18 protein-coding genes are annotated in these 18,441 nt (G+C 37.6%); 11 read left to right on the forward strand and 7 right to left on the reverse strand.

Annotation, left to right across the window (positions count from 1 at the left end; all coding sequences use genetic code 11):
* Positions 1–2: 2 nt before the first annotated feature.
* Entirely contained in the window at positions 3–356 is a 354-nt protein-coding gene (locus tag ACVWXS_RS08570) for a hypothetical protein (protein WP_456957606.1), read from the reverse strand.
* Between the two features lie 172 nt (positions 357–528).
* Between ACVWXS_RS08570 and ACVWXS_RS08575 the strand changes: the two genes are divergently transcribed.
* Positions 529–1,392, forward strand: coding sequence for a GNAT family N-acetyltransferase (locus ACVWXS_RS08575; protein ID WP_456957608.1), 864 nt, complete (start codon positions 529–531; stop codon positions 1,390–1,392).
* 12 nt (positions 1,393–1,404) lie between these two features.
* Complete coding sequence (locus ACVWXS_RS08580) at positions 1,405–1,809, forward strand: GNAT family N-acetyltransferase (protein WP_456957610.1); 405 nt, start codon at positions 1,405–1,407, stop codon at positions 1,807–1,809.
* 43 nt (positions 1,810–1,852) lie between these two features.
* Here the strand turns inward: ACVWXS_RS08580 and ACVWXS_RS08585 are convergent, their stop codons facing one another.
* A complete protein-coding gene (locus ACVWXS_RS08585) occupies positions 1,853–2,290 on the reverse strand; it encodes a MarR family winged helix-turn-helix transcriptional regulator (RefSeq protein ID WP_456957612.1) in 438 nt (145 codons plus the stop codon).
* Between the two features lie 121 nt (positions 2,291–2,411).
* On the opposite strand from ACVWXS_RS08585, the gene ACVWXS_RS08590 reads away from it, so the two are divergent.
* A complete protein-coding gene (locus ACVWXS_RS08590) occupies positions 2,412–2,999 on the forward strand; it encodes an NAD(P)H-dependent oxidoreductase (protein WP_456957614.1) in 588 nt (195 codons plus the stop codon).
* Positions 3,000–3,042: 43 nt separating this feature from the next.
* Here ACVWXS_RS08590 and ACVWXS_RS08595 read toward each other — a convergent pair whose 3' ends face one another.
* The 3 genes from ACVWXS_RS08595 to ACVWXS_RS08605 are packed head-to-tail and all read right to left on the reverse strand — an operon-like array spanning position 3,043 to position 6,559.
* Complete coding sequence (locus ACVWXS_RS08595; RefSeq protein ID WP_456957616.1) at positions 3,043–4,113, reverse strand: HAMP domain-containing sensor histidine kinase; 1,071 nt, start codon at positions 4,111–4,113, stop codon at positions 3,043–3,045.
* On the reverse strand, positions 4,110–4,787 hold the full coding sequence (locus ACVWXS_RS08600) for a response regulator transcription factor (RefSeq protein ID WP_456957618.1): 678 nt from the start codon (positions 4,785–4,787) through the stop codon (positions 4,110–4,112). Before ACVWXS_RS08600 ends, ACVWXS_RS08595 begins: the two co-directional genes overlap by 4 nt.
* Positions 4,788–4,804: 17 nt before the next feature.
* Complete coding sequence (locus tag ACVWXS_RS08605; protein ID WP_456957620.1) at positions 4,805–6,559, reverse strand: ABC transporter ATP-binding protein; 1,755 nt, start codon at positions 6,557–6,559, stop codon at positions 4,805–4,807.
* A 334-nt stretch (positions 6,560–6,893) separates the two neighbouring features.
* Between ACVWXS_RS08605 and ACVWXS_RS08610 the strand changes: the two genes are divergently transcribed.
* The 8 genes from ACVWXS_RS08610 to ACVWXS_RS08645 all read left to right on the forward strand — a co-directional run bounded on the left by ACVWXS_RS08610 (position 6,894) and on the right by ACVWXS_RS08645 (position 14,684).
* Complete coding sequence (locus ACVWXS_RS08610; protein ID WP_368637889.1) at positions 6,894–7,469, forward strand: MarR family winged helix-turn-helix transcriptional regulator; 576 nt, start codon at positions 6,894–6,896, stop codon at positions 7,467–7,469.
* A 328-nt stretch (positions 7,470–7,797) separates the two neighbouring features.
* On the forward strand, positions 7,798–9,060 hold the full coding sequence (locus ACVWXS_RS08615; RefSeq protein WP_456957623.1) for an MFS transporter: 1,263 nt from the start codon (positions 7,798–7,800) through the stop codon (positions 9,058–9,060).
* Positions 9,061–9,850: 790 nt separating this feature from the next.
* Positions 9,851–10,333, forward strand: a complete 483-nt coding sequence (locus tag ACVWXS_RS08620; RefSeq protein ID WP_368637887.1) for a cell wall elongation regulator TseB-like domain-containing protein — start codon at positions 9,851–9,853, stop codon at positions 10,331–10,333.
* Positions 10,334–10,349: 16 nt separating this feature from the next.
* On the forward strand, positions 10,350–11,543 hold the full coding sequence (locus ACVWXS_RS08625; protein ID WP_368637886.1) for a pyridoxal phosphate-dependent aminotransferase: 1,194 nt from the start codon (positions 10,350–10,352) through the stop codon (positions 11,541–11,543).
* A gap of 28 nt (positions 11,544–11,571) precedes the next feature.
* Positions 11,572–12,867 carry an asparagine--tRNA ligase gene (gene asnS, locus ACVWXS_RS08630; RefSeq protein ID WP_068982766.1) on the forward strand — a complete coding sequence of 432 codons (1,296 nt, stop codon included), beginning with the start codon at positions 11,572–11,574 and terminating at the stop codon, positions 12,865–12,867.
* Positions 12,868–12,970: 103 nt separating this feature from the next.
* Entirely contained in the window at positions 12,971–13,699 is a 729-nt protein-coding gene (locus ACVWXS_RS08635; RefSeq protein WP_456957626.1) for a DnaD domain-containing protein, read from the forward strand.
* Positions 13,700–13,710: 11 nt separating this feature from the next.
* Positions 13,711–14,373 (forward strand): endonuclease III, encoded by a 663-nt coding sequence (gene nth / locus ACVWXS_RS08640; RefSeq protein WP_368637884.1) that lies wholly within the window; start codon positions 13,711–13,713, stop codon positions 14,371–14,373.
* Positions 14,370–14,684 carry a YpoC family protein gene (locus ACVWXS_RS08645; protein WP_423489297.1) on the forward strand — a complete coding sequence of 105 codons (315 nt, stop codon included), beginning with the start codon at positions 14,370–14,372 and terminating at the stop codon, positions 14,682–14,684. Before nth ends, ACVWXS_RS08645 begins: the two co-directional genes overlap by 4 nt.
* Before the next feature lie 128 nt (positions 14,685–14,812).
* Here ACVWXS_RS08645 and ACVWXS_RS08650 read toward each other — a convergent pair whose 3' ends face one another.
* Both ACVWXS_RS08650 and recU read right to left on the reverse strand, forming a co-directional pair.
* Positions 14,813–17,512, reverse strand: a complete 2,700-nt coding sequence (locus ACVWXS_RS08650) for a PBP1A family penicillin-binding protein (RefSeq protein WP_456957628.1) — start codon at positions 17,510–17,512, stop codon at positions 14,813–14,815.
* A complete protein-coding gene (gene recU, locus ACVWXS_RS08655; protein ID WP_456957630.1) occupies positions 17,509–18,159 on the reverse strand; it encodes a Holliday junction resolvase RecU in 651 nt (216 codons plus the stop codon). The genes ACVWXS_RS08650 and recU overlap by 4 nt, the downstream gene beginning before the upstream one ends.
* Positions 18,160–18,441: the final 282 nt, after the last annotated feature.

Here is an 18,441-nt window from a genome sequence, read left to right on the forward strand (position 1 = left end):
TATTAAAAAAAGTGCAGATGAGTGACGATGTATTGGCAATAATGTTTTCTAAATAGTGAAAATAAGGGGGATTTACACTTAATAGGCTCATCACCATAACGAGTGGTTGATTTCCGTTCCGACTGGGCGCTTTGTTGCTGACGCTTCGCTTTCACACAGATAAAACATTTGCCGCTGACGCTTCGCTTTCGCGCAGAGCAGAGCTTCCTGGGGGCGTCCGATGAGCCGCTTCGCTTCGCTGCAGGGTCTCGGGCCAACAAGATGTTGGTCACGATGGCGTTATCACAGGACGTGATGCCCTTAGCCTTCGTTCCTCTACCGCTAATCCCCAAGGAGTCGCCCAGCCTCCACTCCAATCAACATTCAAATGTCATTCCTAATTTTTAATAATAAGCAAATTAATAGTTTCAATTTTATTTATAATAGAAAACATGATTAATGATATGATAAAGTTCTAATATTTCAGTTATTTAACATAGAGATTAAATTGAGAAGTTGAAGAAAAATCAATGAAAGGATGTTAGGCATTTGAATTCATCTACTATAAAATTAACAAATCGTATGTTAAGGATCAAAAAAAATGCAGAAAAAGAAGCTTCCTCTTCACAACATAATATGTTACTACCAATTCATTTCCTACTGGCTTGTTTAAAAGAAAAAGAGGGGGTCCTTGGCGAAATAGTATTAAAATGTACTATAGATGGAGCTTCTTTAAGAGACAGGGCTAATGAGTTTAGTCTAAAATCAGACAAGCAAGTTACAAGTCATCATTTATTTAATGTTCCCATAACAAAGGATGTTGTAACTGTATTGGAACAAGCAACTAGCTATATGCAAAACTATAACCAGGTTTATTTAAATGAAGGTCACTTGCTTAAAGCATTAATAAAGACGAATATGCTTGAGGAATTCGTTTCAGAAGAAGATATGAAATTGATTTTAAAGCTTGGTACCACATCAAGAGATATGGTTACTCATCTTGAAAATTACAATTTTCCAAAAGTGAATTCTAGCAATATTCGTAGGGTAAATCGTGATGATCAGAATAAGCTAATTCAATTTGTAGAAAATCATTTTTCACAAGAGTGGTCAGATACAATTAATAGTGCATTTTTAAGTACTACACCTTCTATATATGTAGCTTTTGATAATAAGGGAGATCTTGTTGGATTTGCTGCATTTGACGTGTATCAAAATAAAAAATGTTATTTTGGCCCTATGGGTGTAGCGAAATCTAATCGAGTGAAAGGGATAGGATACTCTCTACTCCATCATTGTTTAAAAGATATGCATGATATTGGGTACGAATATGCAATCATTGGGGGAGCAGGTCCAATCGAGTTTTATGAGAAAGCTTGTCATGCTGTCGTCATTCCTGCTACCAACATTTAAAGGAGATAAGTTATGAATATAGTTCAGGCAAACACTATTTCTCCAATTATTAGAAAGCTACTTTCTTTTGCAACGTCGGATGAAAAAGTTCTACAAGTGTATGAAAAATATATCTTTTTATCGAATAGGACATTATATAGCTTCGAAGTTGAGGGTGAAATAGTCGGTTGTATTGGGATAGAACAAATCAGTTTATCAAAATGTGTTATTAAGCATATTGCTGTATTAGTTAATCAAAGAGGAAAAGGCATTGGCAGTAAAATGATTAATTTTATGGCAAATGAGTACACATCAATAGTTGCTGAAACAGATCATGAGGCAGTAGATTTTTATCGACGCTATGGTTTTTTCATAACTAGCCTAGGGGAGAAATACCCGGGTGTGGAACGTTTTCTATGTCAATATACTAAACAGTGAAAGAACCTGCAATGCTTTTCCTAATGAAAGCATGCAGGTTTTTTTATAATTTTGGATGAAAGACCTTTTTGTTAAGAATGTTTAAAGCATATTGAATGTCCTCTAAATCTTTCTTAGATGCATGTTGTATTAGTTGTTGAAAGCGCTCTTCTATACAGGCAAATGCTTCTTTCATCATTTTTTCTCCATCTGCTGTAAGGCAAACATAATGCTTTCTTCGATCTTCGGTATCAATCATTTTTTCTACTAGCTTTGTTTCCTGTAATTTTCGTAATTCACGGCTTGTATTAGGTAATGACATATGCAGACAGTCACTAATTTCAGTAGGCGTGACTGGCTGGCTTACTTTTATATTTTCAAGAATTTTATATTGTACTGGGGTAATATTGTCGATTTTAACGTCTTGTGTTAATTCGTGCGTTACTTGGTGTACAGCTGTTGTAAATGCTACAAACTGATCGAATAAATCTTTTTTGTCCACACTTGTTCACCTCTTACTGACAAGATAACAAAAAACTTATCTTAAAACAATTATCATTTGACAACTAAAAACAGAAGGTTTATTATTTTGTTATCAAATGATAAGCAATGGAGGGCGCATGATGAACGCATTAATTATTTATACATATCCGAATCATAAAAGTTTGAATTATGCTTTTTTACAGGAGGTTATGAAGGGCTGTAATGACAATCCTTCTATAAAGGATATTCAAATAGTAGATTTATACGAGGAGCAATTTAATCCGCTTTTAGTATTTCATGAACATAAACGCCGTCGGGATATGTTTCGTGATCCAAAGCTTGAGAAATATCGAGAACAAATTAGGTGGGCTGATAAAATCGTTTTTGTCTATCCGATATGGTGGGGAAGACCACCAGCAATGCTATTAGGGTATATTGACCAATTGTTTGCGGCCAATTTTGCGTATAAAGATAAAAAGGGGCTATTTCCAGAGGGGCTTCTAAAAGGAAAATCAGTGGTGTGTATTTCGACAATGAAGGGTCCAACAAAATATCCTTTATTATGGCTGAATAATGCTCATAAAATATTAATGAAAAGAGCGTTATTTAGTTTTGTGGGCATTAAACAAGTGAAGTTTTTTGAATTTGGCAATATGGAAAGTAAAAAGGGGAAACAAGGTAAAAAACTTGAAAAAGTTTATCAGTATTTTAGAAAAGTAGCTTACTAGATTCCTTGTTTAATAGACCCGTGCCAGACGAAGAAAGAAGCTATTATTCGTTTGCACGAGTCTGATCTGTCTGCAATGGCAGTGTGACAAAAAATGTTGTAAATTCAGCAAGCTTGCTTTCGACAGTGATTGTTCCGTTATGCATATCGATAATTTTTTTGACAATGGATAGCCCTAAGCCACTTCCACCATTAGCAGCTGTCCTCGATGGGTCAGCCTTATAAAATCGCTCAAATATATGCTTTTGCTGTTCTTCTGTTAGACCAATACCATTATCATGAACGGCAATAGTAATCGTATTGATTTGCTTCGTCATAGAAATTGTAATGGTGCCAGTAGCGGGTGTGAATTTAATGCTGTTGCTAAGTAAATTCATCCATACTTGATTCATTAAGTCTTCATCAGCCATAACCGAAATATTTTCTAATTGAAGATCCATCTCTATATTTTTAGCTAACCAATTCGGTTCAAGTGCTAGCACTACATGGCGTAATTGCTTATCGAGTCGGTAGTGCTTTGGCTCGAAGGGGTGATGCTGTGATTCTAATGACGTTAGCTTTAGTAAATTGTCACTAATTTTCGATAAACGATTACTTTCCATCTCAATAATTTCTAAATAATGCTGTCGCTTATCCTCTTGGAGATCCATGTTTTTCAATGCTTTAGCAAAACCATTAATAGATGTAAGGGGAGATTGGATTTCATGAGATACATTCGAGATAAATTCTTGTCTCATTCTTTCTAATTCGCCTAATTCGACCGCCATATGGTTGATACCATGTATTAATTGACCGAATTGATCTTCATTTGTTTTAAGGTCTAATTTTACAGTAAAGTCACCTTTAGCAAGTCGGCTTAATGCATCTACAACCGTATCCCAATAGTTTCGCTGTTTATTTAGTCCAATTAAAAAGAGAATAATAATAGTGCAAGTAAAGAGAACAAATACGCCAACTACGGTCCATAACTGAAGCCAAAAACCTTGTGGATGTTTACCTAACCAATCATAAATCCATGAAGTAATGTGGAATGAAATAAAAGCAAATATGATGTTAACGATAAGAAGGACCGTTAAAGATAACAAAAGCTTTAAAAAGTTTTTTAGTCTTCTCATGAAACAAGTTCCAATCGATAACCTAAGCCACGAATTGTGCGAATAACAAATCCACTTGTTTCTTGTGGGAAACGTTGACGAAGCCTTTTAATGTGAACATCGACTGTACGTTCATCACCTTCATAGTCATATCCCCAAATTTCTTCAATGAGTTGTTCGCGTGAAAATGTTTTCCCAGCATAGCTTGCTAAGGCAAATAATAATTCAAATTCCTTTAAACGCAGTGTTAAAGATTTCCCATTATATACGACTTCATGTGTATTGCGATTTAACTTTACATTGCCAGCTTCCACGAGTTGAGATATGGAAATACGGTATCTTTTAAGTATTGATTTTACACGGACGATTAGCTCTGCTGGCTCAAAAGGTTTCACAAGATAATCATCTGTTCCAAGATTAAAGCCCTTCACCTTTTGTGAGGTTTCTCCCTTTGCGCTGAGCATCAGGATGGGGAGTTCATCGTTAAATGAACGTATTTCTTCACATAATTCCCAGCCATCCATTTTTGGCATCATAATATCCAATATGATCATATCCACTTTATCAGAAGCTAATTTGGACAGTGCATCCACACCGTCCGTAGCCTCAATTACCTCTAAACCTTCATTTTGTAAAAATATTTTTATTAATTCTCGAATATGCGCATCATCATCTACAACTAAAAGTGTTGTCATGCTAACAAATCCCTTCGTTATTCCTCTTTAATACGTAATTGTTGCTTGGCAAACTCTCGATACATGTCATGAGTCTCAAATAGAGTATCATGTGTGCCACTGCCCGTTATATGTCCTTTTTCCACAAAAAGTATTTGATCTGCATCCACTACTGTTGAAAGGCGGTGGGCAATGACAAGCGTTGTTCTACCTTGCATTAAATTATCTAAAGCTTTTTGAACATAGATTTCCGAGTTACTATCCAGACTAGATGTTGCTTCATCTAGCATTAATATTTGAGGGTTGCGTAATAGTGCTCTGGCGATAGAGATGCGTTGTCGCTGACCGCCAGAAAGTTTAATGCCCCGTTCTCCGACTTCTGTGTCAAATTGCTCTGGCAGTTCGTTGATAAACTGATCGGCATAGGCCATTTTAGCAACTCTTTCAAGTTCTTCATCCGGCACCACTCTGTCGATGCCGTAGCAAATATTTTCACGAATCGTACCAGATAGCAGTGCACTCTCCTGAGCAACGTAGCCGATTTGGTTTCTCCAAGAATGTAGGGAGTACGTGTCGATCGGAGTATCTCCGAGTATGATACGTCCGTTAGTAGGTTGATAATATCTTTCTAACAGAGAAAATGTCGTTGTTTTTCCTCCGCCACTTGGTCCAACGATGGCCGTTACTTTACCTGGTTCAATTGTAAAATTGATATTCGATAAAATCGGTTCTTCTCCATAAGCAAAGTCAACATTTTTTACATAAATCGGTTGATCCACCTTTTCTAATGTTTTTCCTTCGAAAATATTTTCTTCTTCATGCTCAAGTAATGCACTGATTCGCTCTGTAGCACCCATCGCCTTTTGTAGCTGTGTAAAGAACATCGTTAATTGGGTCATTGGCATGATGATTTGGATTAAATATAAAATAAATGCCACCATGTCGCCAGCTGTAAGTTCTCCTGAAGAAACTCGTACGCCACCGTATCCAATAATCGCCACAAGGACTGACATTAATACAAACGAAATAAGCGGAGAGATAAGGGCGTGGATTTTCGCTTCTTTTAAACCAAACGTAAAGAGGTTGGTAATTCCTTTCTTGCCTCTCTCGTATTCCAAACGCTCGGCGTTAGAAGCCTTTACTAATCGAGTTTCAGGTAAAACTTGATTTAACACAGACGTAAATTTTGCCGTCTCATCTTGCATACCTTTGGAAATGACAAACATCCGTCTTCCTAACAGCATCAAAATAATCATAGCAAGCGGAACAGCAATGAGCATCACTAAAGTCATTTTCCAATCTAAGATTAATAGAATGATGACTGATCCTATAATGGAAATAACACCCGATAAACAGTTCGCAAGGTGTTCTGTAATAAGCTCCTTGACGACAGCTGTGTCATTCGTAACACGACTTAATGTTTCGCCTGTATCATTTTCATCGTAATAGGGAATTGGTAAATGAAGTAACTTTCTCCAAAGCTGATCTCTTAAATTCGCGACAACATGATGTCCGACACGATTTAAATAATAAATGGAAAGCCCACTCGCAATAGCCTGCACGATAAAAGCAATACCTAACAAAATAATTTGCCAATAATCAAGGGACTCTACTGAAAAGCCATCCACTAATTTTTTTGTAAATAACGGAACGATAAACCCAACCCCGGTAGTCGCTAAACTCATCATTAATGAGATTATTAAAAGCCATATTGGCGGCTCAGCTTGTTTGACTAAGCGAACAAATCGTCGCCAATCATTCTGTTTTGTCGTATCTTTTGAAGTCTCCTGCAACGTAAAAAGCCTCCTTCATTTTCATCAACAATAAATTATGAACCTTTTATGTTTCTTACTATAGCACGTCTTTGTGAACTGAATATGAAACGAGTAGTTCATAGTAAAATATGATGATTGTGATAGAGGTTTATTCTTGAAATGTATCTATTTCTAAGTTTTTTAGGGGAAGTTCCAAACAGGTTCATTTTTTGGAGAAGCAACATACAATATTATAAACCGACAGTCGGTCTATTGTGGTTTAATTACAAAGGAAAATAGTCACTATGTTGACGTATTAAAGTTCGTGTTGTATTATTTTAGTAAACATGGTGACTAAAAAGAGGTGCTACATATGGATTTTAATCTTTTATTGAAGGAATTACATTTTATGCAGCAAAGTTATGCGACATTGTTTTCAGTTGTCAATAAAGTCCAGATCAGAGGAGATGAATATTTAGAGGTATTAACTTCTAGACAGCATATGGCTTTAATTGCCATTGCCCATTTACCAATAGAAAATACAACGCTCGTTAATATTGCTAAAAAGCTCGGTACAACAAAGCAAACCGCAAACAAATTAATAACAAGTCTTGTGAAAAAAGGATATGTTCAAACGATACCAAGTAAATTAGATAAAAGATCAATTAATGTCGAGATTACTTCAGAGGGAAAAATAGCTTTAATTGCTTGTTCGGAGAAGTCTACTTACTTTTTAGCAGATATCTTTAAAGACTTTAATACTGAGGAAATTGAAACATTGTGGAAGTTATTGCAAAAACTCTATCGTTTTGACGGTGAGGAACTAGATGGATATGAAGAAATGGTAAATATGGAGATAGGGGAGCCAGAACAGATTTCGGACTTCCAAGAGAGAGTTTTGACTGAGTTATTAAAACGACGATATGGAGATGAAGAACGCCGTGACTAAAGGAGTTATAACATTTTTTTATCCTCAAAAAACAAAAGAGATGAAGCAGAAGTTAAAAGAAAAAGTTTATCTTATGAAACGTAAAATAAAGAAATCTTCGTATTACGTTAAGGAAAAACTTCGTCGGAAATCAAAAATAAGTCGCACTGGAAATTATATATCTATTATCGTGGGACTCTTGCTGCTAATGATATCTTGGAGCGCGCAAAGTGAGTGGCTCATGTGGTTAAGTACTATGAGTATTTTTTGTAATGTCCTTCTTCTTACAATACAAAAATATTCTACACTTTCAAAAGGGTCTTGAATGTTAAAGGAAGGGGTCTAAAGAATGGAATCACAGATTAAACGAAAAGGCTTTTCAAAAGATTTTAACCTCATGGTAATTGGGCAAATTATTTCTATTTTAGGATCTGCTCTCTTACGATTTGCCCTATCACTATATGTACTAGATATTACAGGGCGTGCAGATCTTTTTGCAGGACTATTTGCGATATCAAGTATTCCAATTTTACTAGCACCGTTTGGAGGAGCTATTGCTGACAGGTTTAATCGACGTAATTTAATGGTAATATTCGATTTTACTAGTAGCATCATTGTTTTTGCTTTTTTTGTAGTACTAGTAATTGGTCATATTTCTATTTTGCTTATTGGTGTTGTGATGGTGCTGCTTTCTTTCGTTAGTGCCATGTATGCACCTACAGTGATGGCCAGTATTCCAGTCCTTGTAGAGGAGGAAAAACTTGAGCAAGCAAATGGAATTGTCAATGGTATTCAAGCGTTGTCTAATGTAGCGGCTCCAGTACTAGGGGGGATACTATATGGCATGATTGGCTTAAAAGTGCTTGTTATAGTGAGTGGTCTGTTCTTTTTCCTCTCTGCCATATTAGAGATGTTTATTAAAATACCATTTATGCAACGAGAACAGAACGGACATATTATTTCAACGCTTGTAAATGATTTGAAAGAGGGCTTTAGCTATGTAGTGAAGCAATCTTTTATTTTCAAATGTATGATTTTAGCGGCATTATTAAACTTATTATTAACACCCTTATTTGTCGTGGGTGTACCAATTATTCTTCGTGTCACTTTGCAAAGTAGTGATACATTGTATGGAGTAGGGATGGGGTTAATCGATTTTGCTACGATCTTAGGGGCTTTATCAATGGGGTACTTTGCGAGAAAAATGGGCATCAATAATTTGTATTTTTGGATTTTCATCACGGTTTTATTGATTGTTCCAATGGCTTTATCGGTTACCCCTATCATGCTTAATATTGGCTATTATTCATCCTATACTTTATTTGTTGGTAGTGCACTTTTAATAGCAATGATTATGACGATTATTTCCATTTACGTGATTACAGTTGTACAAAAAGAAACACCTAATGAAAACTTAGGGAAGGTGATGGCGATTATCATTGCCGTTTCACAATGTATGGCACCAATTGGTCAAATATTGTATGGGCTGTTATTCGAAGGTTTTAGTGTTAACATCTATGTTCCTATTTTAATAATTAGTGTTGTCATGGTTGTGCTGGCAATAGCAACAAAGAGGATTTTGCGATTTGAAGTGAGCGAGGCTGTAAAATGATGCTCTAGAAAATCTTTGTGAAATCGCCTCTGAAGGACCTTTCGCCTTGCTTACGATAGTGGGTTGTGATTAATGGCCATAAATCTCCGAAATACACGGGCCATTAACAGAGAAATAGGGTAAAGGAGATTGAATGACTTGGTCAAACAAGAAAAAAGAGAAATCGATGCTGTTCGATTTCTCTTTTTCCTTAGGCAAAGGGGACAATAATGGATGGAATTGTGTAATATATAAAATATCGGCATTTTTGGAGACTGATTCGGAATGAACAAAATAATACTTACAAAAACTTGTCAAGAATATGCATGCCTATTTACTTACTTTAGCAATTGTTCAAAAAGATGAAAGCAGTCTCTTAAAAGTGAGAAGGGGTGTTTGTCTCAATGACCAGAAAAATTAACAATACAAGAATTTATTTGAGCAAGAAGATTAGTACTTGTATCGCGCTAAAAATGGGGGTTGTGCAAACTATGTGATTTGTGAAATATCATTAGTTTTTAATGGCGTAGTTGATTTCCTATTTGCACTAGTGAATAGGAATTTGTACTTTGAAAGGGTTAATATATTTCTGATTATTCCGTCGATTCGAAAACGTTGTTTTATCAACGGATAATATATAAAATTAAGAAACACGACAGCACAAAATTGTTGTATAATGTTGTGGTATGAGGAAAGAAAGCAGGTTGACAAAAATGGAAAGCAAAATGAATGTATACACAGTTAAAAACATGCAAAAGCATCAAGCATTCGTATTGAAGAATAAGCTAGATGTGAAACTTAAGGTGAATATATGAAAAACTGGTTGATTTTCATTTCTGTCTTTATGGTTTCATTGTCACTTGTCATTAGTATTATAGTACTCTGGAAAGCCGAGGCTCCATTCCGTTCAATTGAAGAGCAGGCTGAACAGTTGGCACTCGATGCCAAAGCCCTCGCAATTGTCTCGGAGTCATACACATATAATGGCAAACATTCGTACGTCACTGTGTTCGGGGTAGATGAAAACAGTGAGAAAAAGGCTGTCTTTGTTCCGACGAATCTAAAAGCTGATTCAATTAAGGAAGTATTTTTGAAAGATGGTATTACGGAAAAGCAAGCATTATCGGTTTTAAAAAAAGAAGGAAATGTACAAAAGGTCCTCAATGTAAAATTAGGCTATGAGGAGCCAGGTGCTGTTTGGGAAATTACATACCTAAACGATCACGATAAGCTCAACTATGTCTATATTATGTTTAAGGACGGCGACTGGTGGACGCGCATTACGAATTTATAAGAGGAGTAGATCCCGTATGAAAAATTTATTAGCAAACCGTGTGAAAACTTTAACACCATCAACAACTCTAGCAATTACTGCGAAAGCAAAAGAGTTAAAAGAGCAAGGAATTGATGTTATTGGTCTAGGTGCTGGTGAGCCAGACTTCAACACGCCACAAAATATTTTAAATGCTGCCATTGATTCGATGGAAAAAGGTTTAACAAAGTATACACCTGCTGGCGGTCTTCCAGTACTTAAGAACGCTATTATCGATAAACTACAACGCGACAACAACCTTACATATAAGCCGAATGAAGTAATTGTAGGTGTTGGGGCGAAACATATTCTTTACACTTTATTCCAAGTTATTTTAAACGAGGGCGATGAAGTTATTATTCCGATTCCTTATTGGGTATCTTATCCAGAACAAGTGAAATTAGCGGGCGGTGTACCTGTTTATGTTGAAGGTACAAGCGAGCAAAACTATAAAATTACTGCAGATCAATTAAGAGCTGCTGTGACAGATAAAACAAAAGCAGTTATTATCAACTCTCCTAGCAACCCATCAGGTATGATTTATTCTCGTGAGGAGCTAGCTGAACTTGCAGCTGTTGCAGAAGAAAAAGATATTTTAATCGTGTCAGATGAAATTTATGAGAAGCTTGTATACAATGGTATTGAGCATTTTTCAATTGCACAGTTATCTGATGCAGTGAAAGCACGTACAATCGTAGTAAATGGTGTTGCAAAATCTCACTCTATGACAGGCTGGCGTATCGGGTATGCTGCAGGAGATGCGGACATTATTAAACCAATGACTGACCTTGCATCACACTCTACATCAAATGCAACAACAACTGCACAATATGCAACAGTTGAAGCGTATAATGGGCCACAAGACGCTGTAGAAGAAATGCGTCAAGCTTTCGAATCTCGTCTTGAAAAAATTTATCCACAGCTAAGTGCGATCCCTGGCTTCAACGTATTAAAGCCTCAGGGTGCATTCTACTTATTACCAGATGTAGCTGAAGCTATGGCTCATACTGGTTATGATTCAGTAGATGCGTTCGCTGCGGATATTTTAACAGAAGCAAACGTAGCAGTGATTCCAGGCTCTGGCTTTGGTGCACCAACTACAATGCGATTATCTTATGCTACATCTTTAGAATTATTAGAAGAGGCAGTCCGTCGAATTGATGCATTTGTAAAATCAAAATGGCAAGACTAATCCTTTTAACCAACTTTGGAGGATTTCTATGAAAAAAATTATGATTCAAGATATGCCAAAGCATATCGGTGAAACCGTCAAGCTAGGTGCTTGGTTAGCAAACAAACGATCAAGTGGGAAAATCGCTTTCTTACAATTACGTGATGGTTCTGGCTTTGTTCAGGGTGTTGTTGTAAAAGAAGAAGTAGGCGAAGAAATTTTTGCTATTGCAAAAGGTATGTCCCAAGAAACATCAATGTACATTACGGGAGAAGTTAAAGCAGATGAACGTTCAAGCTTTGGCTGTGAGCTAGCTGTTACTGGTATTGAAGTACTACATGCTGCAACTGATTTCCCTATTACACCAAAAGAACATGGACCAGAGTTTTTAATGGATAACCGTCACTTATGGCTACGTTCTCGCAAGCAACACGCTATTATGAAAATCCGTAACGAAATTATTCGTGCAACTTACGAGTTTTTCAACAACAATGGCTTTACAAAAATGGACCCACCAATTTTAACAGGTTCAGCTCCTGAAGGTACTTCTGAGCTATTCCATACAAAATATTTTGATGAGGATGCATACCTTTCTCAATCAGGTCAGCTTTATATGGAAGCGGCTGCGATGGCATTAGGTAGAGTATTCTCATTCGGTCCAACGTTCCGTGCTGAAAAATCTAAAACACGCCGTCACTTAATCGAATTTTGGATGATTGAGCCAGAAATGGCATTTGTAGAATTTGAAGAAAACCTAGAAGTGCAAGAACAATATGTAGCGCACATCGTACAATCAGTGCTGGCAAATTGCAAATTAGAATTAGAGCGACTTGGCCGTGATACATCAAAACTTGAAAATATCAAAGCGCCATTCCCTCGTATTTCTTACGACGATGCTATTAAATTATTACATGAACAAGGATTTGACGATATTGAATGGGGCGATGATTTCGGTGCACCACATGAAACAGCAATTGCCAATTCATATGATAAACCTGTATTCATCACTTGCTACCCAGTAGGCATTAAGCCATTCTACATGCAACCACATCCAGAGCGAGATGACGTTGTATTATGTGCAGATTTAATTGCACCAGAAGGCTATGGAGAAATCATTGGTGGTTCTGAGCGTATTCATGACTATGATTTATTAAAATCGCGTCTTGAAGAACATAACTTATCATTAGATGCTTATGCATGGTATTTAGAGCTACGTAAACAAGGTTCTGTACCACATTCAGGCTTCGGTCTAGGATTGGAACGTACAGTGGCATGGATTTCTGGTACTGAGCATATCCGTGAAACGATTCCATTCCCACGTTTACTAAACCGCTTATATCCATAAGCATTACTACCCGTTAATGTTAAGGCGGGATCAATTAAAAGTCGCGTAGTGAAATGTCTACGCGGCTTTTCTACTTACGATGGAAAAAGGAGTCAAGTATAATATGAACACAAACAATAATCGACTCCGTACATGGACTGAGCAGAGAATGGTTCAAATTCCTCAGCTTTTTTTTCAGTTTTATAAGGAGTTAAATATTGAGGATGAAGAGGCACTGATTGTTATACATTTACTTGCGTTCCATATGGAGGGCAATGATTTCCCAACACCTAATGATCTGATGAATCGTCTCACAATGCCTGACAATGACATTACTTCACGTCTACAACGATTAATGCAAAAAGGCTTCCTTGAAATTACAAGCGACGTCGATGCAAATGGCAAGCTATATGAAAAATATTCGGTATACCCACTGTGGGAGCGTATTATGCAGATTATTGAAATGAAGGAGCACCAAAAATCAGCAACAACACTTCGACAAGAAGAAGGTGAGGTATTCCGGTTATTTGAAGAGGAAATGGGGCGTCTTTTATCTCCTTTAGAGCTAGAAAAAATCGGTTTTTGGCTAGATGAGGATAAGCACAGTCCAGCGCTTATTAAGGAGGCGCTGAAGGAGGCTGTGTTTGCTGGCAAACTGAGTATTCGTTATATTGATCGAATATTGCTGGAGTGGAAAAAGAAAAATATTATGACACCACAGGCTGCACAAAAACAAAGTGAACAGTTCCGTGAAAAACAAACTTTTAATAGACCGCCAGCCCGTACAATGCAACAAGATATGCAGTCGGCAAATAAAGTACCATTTTATAATTGGTTAGAAGAAAGAGAATAGGGGGCTTACGGATGTTAACAAAAAAACAATGGGAGCATTGTCTAGCGGAAATGGATCGTATGTTTCCTGATGCACATTGTGAGTTAGTGCATGACAATCCGTTTGAGCTGACTATTGCCACGTTATTATCGGCACAATGTACGGATGTTCTTGTAAACAAGGTAACGAAAACATTGTTTCAAAAATATAAAAAGCCAGAAGATTATTTAGCTGTATCCTTAGAGGAATTACAACAAGATATTCGCTCTATCGGCTTGTATCGAAATAAAGCGAAGAACATTCAAGCATTATGTCAACGACTACTAGAAGAATACAACGGCGAAATACCAGCAAGTCGAGAAGCACTAGTTACATTGCCAGGGGTTGGTCGTAAAACAGCGAATGTTGTATTATCGGTAGCCTTCGATATTCCTGCACTCGCTGTAGATACACATGTTGAGCGCGTATCTAAACGATTAGGGCTTTGTCGCTGGAAAGATTCAGTGCTTGAGGTGGAAGAAACGATTATGAAAAAAACACCGATGGACAAGTGGTCGAAAACGCATCATCAGTTAATCTTCTTTGGTCGTTATCATTGTAAGGCACAAAATCCTGGCTGCCTTACATGTCCTTTACTTGCTGATTGTCGAGAGGGCCACAAGCGTTTGAAAAAAGGACTGGTGAAGGAAGCGTGAATGTAGAGGCAATCGCAAAGGAAAAAATTGATGCTTGGTTTGCAGAGTGGACAGTGCTTGAAGCGAAAATTCATGCAGCTCATGATGCTAGAAATGGTGAAGCAAAAGGCTTAATGGAAGAAGCTGTTGTATTGTTTGACCGTTTAGTACAAGAAGCAGGTGACGAGGTATTGCCCATTAATGGTATTGACCGATTGGCTTTTATTCAAGCAAAGCCAGGTCAATATGCTTGCTATCGTCAGCTTGATGAATTATTTAAAGAAACTAAAAAACGAACTGCACGATTACGGCTCCAGGTAACCAAGGGCTAGAGTAGGCGGAACGTGATCAAAATGATTGATAGAAAATACGAATCGACAGTTTGGATCACAATAGTGACGTGAAAGAAACGCTGATACAAATGAAAAAAGCAGAGAAGTGAAACTTCTCTGCTTTTTCTTTATTCTGTGCTTTCGCCATTTTCATCCGGGGTCACTGGTTCGGTAGGTGGAGTTGGTGGTTGGCCACCATTATTGTCGCCACCATCGCTTCCGGTGCCGGTATCGGTATTACCTCCACCACCGTTATTGTTACCATTTCCGTTTCCATTGCCATTTCCGTTTCCATTGCCATTACCATGGCCATTGTTGCCATTTTCCTTGTCCTTGTCCTTATCCTTGCCGTTATTGTCACCTTGTTCGGGTTCCGTTGGTTCCTCGATTACAGGTTCATCTGGATTCTCTGTTTCCAACTCTTCATCAATCGTACCCGACACCTGGAAGGTTGTTGTACCTGGTTTACTGCGTGTACCATCTACAATCGCCATGACAGAAATCGTATAATTGCCATCTTCCAATGCATTGCTGACTGTTAAACCTTTGCTTTCCGTTGTGCCGAGAGAAATAGTCTCTCCACCTTCTCGTGAAGCGGATACTTCAAAGGTTGTTGGTAGAGGTTCATTTGTTTCCGGATTAAGCATTGCATCATGCTCCCAAGAAATATCAATAGATTGACCTTCTAAATCTAGGCTTGCACTTACATTGTAAGGTGTAGTAAGTTCCGGAACTTCGTATTTATTTGAAACTTCGTTAGGCTCTGTACCACGAACAAATAGCTCTGTTTGACGTAATTCTTTTGGTGTGTAATCACTTGCTAATTTAAGTGGTTTTGACCCAACTTCAATTGTTGCTTCCACAACCGAGCTTGGCTTTTTGAAATTTGGTGTTTCAACATCCGCCGAAATCTCGGTCATAATTTGTTTAAATAATTGTTGTGGTAAACGACGTTCATCCCAAGTTGTAATTGGATCAAAGTGTTTTTCATAACCACTCCAAATAGCGATTGAATAGTTTGTTGTGTAACCAGCGAACCATGAATCCGGCACACTCGTATCTGGTAAATTATGCTTGTCAAAATCAGCTCTTGAGTAGTTTGTTGTCCCTGTCTTACCCGCGATATCTAATCCAGAAACATTGGCAGCAGTACCTGAAGCATCAGGCTTATTACTAACAACGTCACGTAGCATATCTGTCACCATATAAGCCGTATAATCACTCATCGCAACATTAGACTCTGGTGTATAGTCTTTTGTTGTTTTACCATCACGGTAAACGATTTTTGTAATCGCATGAGGGTCAGTGTAAACACCATTATTCCCAAATGCTGCATAGGAAGCTGCCATTTGGATAGGAGACATCGTAATATCCCCACCACCGATTGCATCAGATTCATACACATTTTCAGCTTCAATACCTAAACGACCAATAAATTCTTTTGCTTTATCTGGACCAACTTCTTGTAACGCTTTTACAGCTGGAACGTTACGTGAAGCGTATAAAGCTTTACGTGCTGTGATTGGCCCCATATACTGACCATCCCAGTTCGTGATGGTTTGTTTCGAATTTGTGTAATTCATTGGTTCATCCACAAGTGTTTGACCCGTTGACCATTTTAAGTTTTCGATTGCTGGTCCATAATCAAGTAATGGCTTCATTGTAGAGCCTGGTTGATTTTTTGTTAAGTCATCTGCATAGTTGAAACCACGAGCCCCGTAATTGCGTCCGCCGCCAACTGCTTGAATTTGACCAGTTTTTGTATCAATGACAGCTACACCTGATTGAATCTTTTCTGTTGGGAAGTTGCTGTCATCATTCATAATATTTTCAACAGTTTGTTGTGCTTTCGGGTCAAGTGTTGTGTAGACTTTAATCCCTTCCGCCATTGCATTACCATCACCGTTATCCTCTAACTCATTAATAACGACATCAAGGAAGGCGTCATATTTAGAACCAGCAAATTTTTGACGTGTCGCATCGTCAGCTAGACCAGCTTGAACGTCTACTTTCTTTGCTTCCTCCATCTCAGCTTTTGTAATTTTACCATGTTGATACATTAATCCTAGAACTGTATTACGACGTTTTTCTGCAAGTTCAGGATTTTTTAATGGATTGTAAGCATTTGGACGTTGTACTAATCCTGCAAGTAATGCTTCTTCATCTAAAGTTAAATCTTTTAATTCTTTACCATAGAAATATTGAGCTGCTGTTCCGAAGCCGTAAACACGACCTGACATCAGCATTTTGTTAAAGTACATTTCAAAAATTTCTTCTTTTGAATACTTGCGTTCTAATTGGAAGGCCAACCAAGCCTCTTGTGCCTTACGTTTTAATTTTTTCTCGTTTTGTAAAAATGAGTTTTTAACAACTTGCTGTGTTAATGTAGAGGCCCCTTGTGCCCCGAAACCATCACGGAAGTTGGCGATTATTGCGCCACCGAGGCGATAAAAATCCATACCACCGTGTTCGAAAAAGCGTACATCTTCCGTTGCAAGAATTGCGTTAACCATATCCTCAGGTATATCTTCATATTTTACATATTTGCGGTTTTCTGCACCAATTGTTGCAAATAATTCACCGTTTTTATCATAAAACTCAGAGGAAACGGGGTCCTTCAGTAAGTTTTCATCTAGTTCAGGTGCGGTACTTGCATAATAGGCGAATAACCCAGCACCTCCAATAAAGCATGCAGCTATAATTGCCACAAGTGTTAGCGTAATGCGCTTGAACCATTTTTTCTTCGATGATTTCGGAGGCGCGCTTTTTTTATTTTTTTGAGCGAGAGCCTTTTGATGCTCACCGCGTGTACGACGACGTTCAGTCATTCTACTATCTCCTCACTTTCAAAACCATGACTTTGTGCTTCAATGAGCTTTTGGATAATCGGTAAATAATCGATACGTGGATAATAGCTTGTGGAAATTTCAAAAGCTTCCACTTCAATCGTTGAAAAGGGTATCGATTTACGTTCACCTTTTTCCATCGCTAGCCAGGCCTTTTGTAAAACTTCGTATGGCACAATAAAATATCGTTCATAAGCTGAGAAACGAACGATGATAAAAGCCACACCATTTTGTTCCGTCACTTGCTGCATATGTGTCATTTGATGTAAATGAATATTCTTTAGGGGAAAACTGGTCTTTGAAGCAGTTTCCTTTGCATCAAAATCAATATAATGCCCGTTCCAAACGCCGTTGTAATCTGTTGTCGAGGGCGTTCGGAAATAAGCCTCACGAATAACTGCAGCACTTCGTGATGGGTACTCTACTTTGACGATTTGCACGGGAACAGGTTTCTTATGAATGATAGCAAGTTGCTTTTTTACATAATAGTCGTTTGCTTCATTAATTTCATCCTCTAGTGTTTTTCCTCGATTACTAAAAGAAAAATCTTTATCTTTCCCCTTTTTAGCTGTTTTTTGAACAGCTGGAGTAGGAGAATACAATTTCCCATTCGGATAACGAATTGTCACTTTAGTTCACCCTCTATAATACTGCTATTATACAATAGTTTACCATGATTCAGTAGCAGTTCTCCACTTCCATTGATAGCATGGTTGATGCTAGATTAGCAATGGTCAAAAATACCAAACAAATAATCAATCATTGGGCAATTTTCGCCTCTTAAAGTCGAAAAATATCATATAGCACAACTAGTTCTATCACTTGAATCGTCAAAATAACAGATGGAATTTCCAAGCGCATTTTATAGAGAAACTGTACTCCACATTAGTCCCGCTACTTGATCGACGATT

Source organism: Lysinibacillus sp. TE18511, assembly GCF_054062295.1.